3 protein-coding genes are annotated in these 6,434 nt (G+C 52.3%); all 3 read right to left on the reverse strand.

Going from position 1 to position 6,434, the window contains the following annotated elements:
• The 3 genes from LOC68_RS00925 to LOC68_RS00935 all read right to left on the reverse strand — a co-directional run bounded on the left by LOC68_RS00925 (window position 1) and on the right by LOC68_RS00935 (window position 6,148).
• On the reverse strand, window positions 1-4,131 hold the full coding sequence (locus tag LOC68_RS00925; RefSeq protein WP_230214481.1) for a serine/threonine-protein kinase: 4,131 nt from the start codon (window positions 4,129-4,131) through the stop codon (window positions 1-3).
• Between the two features lie 118 nt (window positions 4,132-4,249).
• Window positions 4,250-4,522, reverse strand: a complete 273-nt coding sequence (locus tag LOC68_RS00930) for a hypothetical protein (protein ID WP_230214484.1) — start codon at window positions 4,520-4,522, stop codon at window positions 4,250-4,252.
• Window positions 4,523-5,962: 1,440 nt separating this feature from the next.
• Window positions 5,963-6,148, reverse strand: a complete 186-nt coding sequence (locus tag LOC68_RS00935) for a hypothetical protein (RefSeq protein ID WP_230214488.1) — start codon at window positions 6,146-6,148, stop codon at window positions 5,963-5,965.
• Between the last annotated feature and the right edge of the window lie 286 nt (window positions 6,149-6,434).

The raw sequence follows: 6,434 nt of genomic DNA on the forward strand, positions 1-6,434 counted from the left end.
TCAATCAGCGGATGGTCCCTCGGCGTCTCGCAGCGGCAACTGTAACTGATCTAATAGGGGCTCCATAGTTGGATCCGAAACGTCCAGATAGCTGCAGCCTATCGCTCTCTGGCGGCAATCTTCGGAGAGGTTGAGGAAGCGATAGTAGTCGCTGAGCGCCTCCTTGGTGGACGAGTTCTGCGCAACTTTGCTTGCGCAAAGAGCATAGCAACATGCAGCGGCATATAGATCTTCTTTGCTCGACGGAGATCTCCAAGAGAGAATCATGGCGGCAAGTTCCGTTTCGGTAAGGCTGTCGCGAAACGTCAACAAGTCGGGGATCTCATTCGGCGGCTGTGCGAGTATCGCATCTAGATCCCCGTATAGAGCGACGTTCAACTGGATCATTTTTTTACTGCGAGAGGAATGCATAGTCAGCTCGTCTAGGAGGTCGCTTACACGGTCGCCGGCAAAGCCGTTATGTTGCGCATCCTGCAGCATTTTTCTAGCGGCCTCAAACTGGGAAATTGCCTCATCGTGAAGGCCAAATCTTTGGTTAAAGATGGCGAGCGATATTCGAGTATTAAAGAGATTTTGTCGCGTCTCGCTTTCATTCTCTTGTTCCGCCTTATTGGCGGCCTCGTCAGCGACCAGTACTTCCGCTTCCAGGCAATTCTTAAACATCAGGAAGTCGGACTCATCTAGTTCATACTGCGCGTCCTGAGTGCTACGAACCGCTTCTAAGAATGCGTTGATATGCTTCTTCGCATCGGAGAAATTGCGATCGTTCATTTCCAAAACGATTAGCGAATGCTGAATCTCCATCCGTTTCTTCAGGTAGAAGCGGCTGGTTTCTTCGTCCGCGATTACCAGAGGGGTCGTGATCAGTTCTTCCGCCTGGTTCAAAAGGCGACGAGCCTCGGCTATATCATGGCGTGCGGATACAAGATTCCCTAGGTTGTTCGTGGCGCCCGCTTGGCGGGCGATCCAAATTGGTTGATCTGGCGCCATTGCTGCGATTTGAGCGAAAATTGCGACTGATGTTTCCGCAAATTCTATAGCCTGCGCCAGGTTTGAATTTGCGTCATCCAAAGGAAGTTGTGAGTAACAGATCACGATACGTTCGCAGATTTGCGAGCGTGTTTGCAGGTTCTCAATGACGGGAGCTTCGCCAGGCGTCGATTGTTGACTGGCCTGAAAAGCGGCTTGGTAATGGTTAAGAGCTTCTGAAATATTCCCGTTTGCGAAATCGGGTTCCGCAAGGCGCCAGTGAGCGAAAATTAAACCTGCTTGCGCTTCTTTTTTCTCCGGCCACCTTTGAAGAATCAGGTTGCTTGTCGTCAGAATCTGCTCCAGCAAATTCAAATGTTCTTGGGGATGTTCGTCGTGTACCAATTCCGCAAGATCGCACCGCAGTTCTAACTCGCGAAGGAGAACGGTAAGGTTAAAACTCCCATATAACGCATCGAGGGATTCGAAGCGGTCATATTCTTGGGAAGCGTGGCGATAGTAGTCAATCGCCTCTGGGATATCGCCAATCCGTTTGCGCATATTGCCAATGTGCACTTGAATCTCCGCGTACTCGGCCGACCGAGACGATTTCTGGGGATCGGCATTTCGAACGTATTCAGCAATCTCAATACAATCAAGTTCCAGTTCTTTAACTAGCTCACGGTCCTGGCCACCCCAGGCACACTGCAGATAGTTAAGCCCGGCGTACTTGCAGATATCCCACGCTTCACCGTTCCGAGGATTGCGTTCGACCAGCGTGCAGGCGATCCGAAAACCTTGTTCAAGCTCTCCCTGGGAATCTGCCAGGGAATTACCTCTCTTGAACATTGCGAGCCCTAACATCGTGTGAGCGCGAGACGCCAGAAGCTGCGCCGGAATCGACGAATTGTCAGCCGCGGAGGCTTTTTCTGCGATTTGGAGGCAATTCTGAAAGGCGAGTTCCGCCGAATCAAGATCGCCCAAGTGCAGTTGCATTTCGCCCATACCATGAATCGCTTCCGCCAACATAAACAGATGGTTCGAGTCTGCACGATTCGTCAGTAAGTCGTGCGTTTGGCGATAATACGTGAGGGCTTCGGAAAGGTCGCCCGCGTTTTCGCAAGCGGTTGCCTGTTGGTAAATTGCACTTGCCAAGTTGTGCCGATCCGCGTCGTTGTGCGGTCGCGAATTGGCAACGCGTTGGAATTCCGCAATCGCCTGTTGGTTAGACTCGCTTGCCGCTGGAGCGTTTCCCTGCGATTCTTTGAGGAGGCCTAGTTTCTTGAAGATTTCAGCGCGTTCCCGTATCAGATCCAGATTGTCCGGGTCCGCCTTCAGGCTGGTTTCGACCGCGCGCATTGCTGCCAAATAGAGCGGTTCGGCTTTGTCATCCGCTTGGATGGCGACGTAGGAGTCTGCGATCGCCAAATAAGCCGTGGCAGTCAATCGCGTCACCTCGTGGTCGTCGATGAGCGATTTTTGCAGGTCTTCGAGTCGTAAGACGCTAGCGTTCAGCAGGCGTTCGCTAACGGCATGCAATTCTGGAACGTTCTCCACGGCGGAACTAACCTCTTCTATCAGCATCCGAAGGCTACCGATCGCAAGTTGTCCCCTTTGTTCAGCAAGTTGCGCGTTCGCTCGCGCCGTGTTTGCATTCCGGGTCGCCTCGGCGGCGAATGCCAGCGATACGATCGTACCGATGGCGAAAGTCGCGGCAATGGCTGAGGTAAAGCCTGCAACCATACGATTCCGTTTGCACCACTTCCAGGCGCGACGAAATACGCCCGGCGGACGTCGGAGGATACTCTTTCCGGTAAGAAATCGTTCTATTTCGTCAGCGAACTCCTGGGCGCTCTGGTACCGATCTTGAACTTGCTTCGACAACGCACCTAAGCAGATTGTCTCAAGATCGGCCGGAATCTTGTGATTGACCTCCCGAAGACGACGCGGTTCGATTGCATCATCGCTGATTTGAATAATGACGTCATTTGCGCTGTAACCACGAAACGGCCGTTCGCCGCACAGCAATTCATAAAGAATGACGCCCATGCTAAAGACGTCGCTTCGTCCATCGGCATGACGAGAATCCCCACGAGCAAGTTCCGGGCTCATATAGGCGGGCGACCCCATCTGATCACGACTGAGGGTGAGTAATACCTCACTGTTTACGAGCTTGGCGAGTCCAAAGTCCAAGATACGGGGTCCATCGTCGGTTGATATCATGATGTTGGCCGGCTTCAGATCGCGATGCACAACGCCGGCCGCGTGTGCGGCCGCCATGGCTCTAGCGACGTTCAAAACGGTTCTGGCTGACTCGGCGAATGTCAATTGTTTCGCCGAATCGCCATGTTCGGCGGTAAACTCGTGAAGGTTTACGCCTTCCACGAATTCCGAGACGATATAGGGGATGTCTCCGACTGAACCTACTTCGTATACCGGAACGATGCCTGGATGTCGCAATTTCGCGGCGCTAACCGCCTCGCGTCGAAAGCGATCGTCGTCCGAAGCGGGAAGGAAGTGGTGATGAGGAATCTTGATGGCGACTACCCGTTTCAATTGCGTGTCAAACGCTTGATAGACGGTTCCAAAGGCGCCTTTTCCGACTTCCGTCAAGAGTTGAAACTTGCCAAACGTGTGATTAGTGAGTTCGGTGGGGTTAACGACATCGAGTTCCTGCTCGCACATCGGGCACCGAAGTCGGTCTTCATCTGGTCGATTCGCTTCATCGAAGACCTGATTGCAACGCGAACAGCGTCTTGGCGATGCAGCAAGCGTTTCCAATTCCCCGCGAATTCGCGCAGCGTAAGCCGGAAAGCGTTCGCAGAATTCTTGCGGATTGACCAACGTGTTACGTCGCTGCCGGTACTTGTACTCGGATAGGAGCAACTGGATGACCGTTTCATCGTTCGCTGGAAGGTTGGGATACCGTTCGAAATAGTGTTCGACGCGAATATCTTCTCCGGCGAGTACTCGAAACTCCAAATCGGAATCGAGCACGTCGGCCAGCAATTGGACGTTCGAGGCTAACTCCGGCGGAATATAGTCCTCGATGGCTGGCAACAGTCCGGCCTGCCAGGATTCGTTCAACGCTTCTAAAGCGTCGTCCCGAAGTTGCTCCAGGAGCGGCCAGGAGTCGTTTGGCGCAGAAGGGTCCGCGTTCATAGGGATAGCCAATCATTTAACGTCGCGAATGCTTTGCTAGATTACGCAGGTTGTAGCCTGGATTCGCCGCACCAGACTCCGAGGCTTCTACGCCTCGAAGTCTCAGGTTTGCTGGCTACTACTCGCAAACAATCCTCGCCGGGTACCCCCGGTCCTCGAATTGGCGTTTCACCTTCAGGGCCTCACATCGCGTTTCAAAGCAGTCGTCATACTCATGCCATTCGCCACTGCACCAGAATTGGACGAAATAGTGGTGGCTGTACGCCACCGTTTCGGTTTGGGCCGCCAGGGCTTGATGGGACGGTTCAGCCGCGGACGACATCGAGCCCGTCAACTGCGAGGCGATCAGGGCGATGGCGGCGAACTTCAGGCAGCTCGTGAAATTGATCATCTTTCGATCTCCGGATGACGTTTTGACGCGACCCAAGCCGGGAAGGGCAGTCGCGGCGGTTATTCGTTACGGCACGTCGCCGTCACTAGTAACAGATGCATTTCGGGGCCCGCGAGCTGTAACGAATTCTTGAAAAAAGTCGGGAAGCACTCCGGGCGCTCCACCCAGATCGGTCGAGAAGCGAGAATAAAGTCTCGCTAAAGTCGCCCGGTTGAGCTTTTCCAGATGCCAGGCTATCCGCATGTTCGTGATATGGCGCAAACCGCCGGAAAGCGATTTTGGATCAAGCTACGCATTCCTGGATTTCAGTCGCGTATCGCATCTTTTGTCGCATTCAAATATGTTGGCGCTTTCGCTTCGCTTGAAGAATTTCCCAGCCGCAATACGCGAGCACTGGAAGTGCGACGCAGGCAAAAATCCCAGCAAATGACATGAAGATGCTCCGTCGCCCCATGCTCTCACGGTTTATTTGAGGAAAGTTTTTTACATATTGAACCGTCACGGGCGGATAGTCGTCCGTGGGGATATTCGATCTGTCCAGTTGGGTGGAGTTGTTTGAAAAACTAGGAGGTACAGATCGTCCCTCGATGAATGATGTCGAAGAGAAAAAGTACTGGTGTCCGTCCACTGAAAATGCGTATTTCACATTGCGATCGATGCCCCATTTGTACAAGGGATGAGTCGTTCTGACTTTAGGTGGAGACGCCATCATCCTTAGAGAGTTTTGTTCGATTATGGAGTGTATTTGTGCTGTGGCCGTAGGCTTGAATAGCCAAGTCAGTTCCGTGAAGTACACGGAAATGCATACGTAAAATAGTGTAAGCCACAATGACGAGAGGAATAGTAAAACGATTGTGGGAAGGTCAGGCAACGGACTCCCATGCAGATCACCGTACGAGACTACTGGAGTTTTTGGCGATTTTCTCGGTTTGATTTTCGGCTGCTCCGAGTTGACGTTATTGCACCGGCAATTACCTTTTGAGTCGACGATAAAATCGGCTTCCCAATCTCTCGGTTTGATTTTTGGCTGCTCCGAGTTGACATCATTGCACCGGCAATTGCCTTTTGAGTCGACGATGAAATCGGCTTTCCAATTCATGTGTATCTTCTCGAAAAAGGACAGCGAGGCCAAAATTCCAATTCCACTCGTGCGTACGTACTTGTTTAGTCTGCCGGTTTCGTCGTTGATATTGAGTTCGTAATACATCTAGCGATGACAAAGCCAGTGGCGACTCCGAAAACGGACGAAATTACCAAGATTTGAGTTTGCGAATTCAATCTGTTGATGGCTTCCTTTTCGTTTCGAGGAGGTTTCTCAGCGACGTTAATGCCCAAGACAACGGCGAGCGCGAGCGGTGCGAGAAGAAAACCGGCCAACATCGTGAAAGAAAAAAGCAGAATGCGCATGGCTAGGTACTCCTACTGGGATCCGCAAAAAAGTCACTGGTAAGTAGTCGGTTTCAAGTATTGCTGAATTAACGCCAGCAGCGCCGGCCCCGCCCCCAGGAAGTCCGCGACGATCTTCTCGAAGCGGGTTGGGATGTGGTGGATTTCTTTCAGCCAGCCGATGAGTCGCTTGACGATGTTGCGGCGGCGATCAGGGCGATGGCGGCAAACTTCAGGCAAACATCGAACTTGAACATTTCGATCGACCATTGGCGTCTTGACGCAACCTAAGCAGATACGGCGGTCGCGAGTTATTAGGGGCAACTCGTTGCTCTAACTAATAACTAATGCATTTCGGGGCCTGAGAGCTGCAATGAAATCTGGAAATCATTTGGGAGAGCTTTCCGTCTGCAGGTTTCCAGTGATTCGATTCGTTACTGGATGGATAAGGTGCCAGAGTTTTCAGCTACAGGGGAATGCCGACCGCCTACTGTTCTAAGGGGGTTTGCGGACAAGAAGGCGACGG

It is taken from the genome of Blastopirellula sediminis (assembly GCF_020966755.1).
Lineage (GTDB): Bacteria > Planctomycetota > Planctomycetia > Pirellulales > Pirellulaceae > Blastopirellula > Blastopirellula sediminis.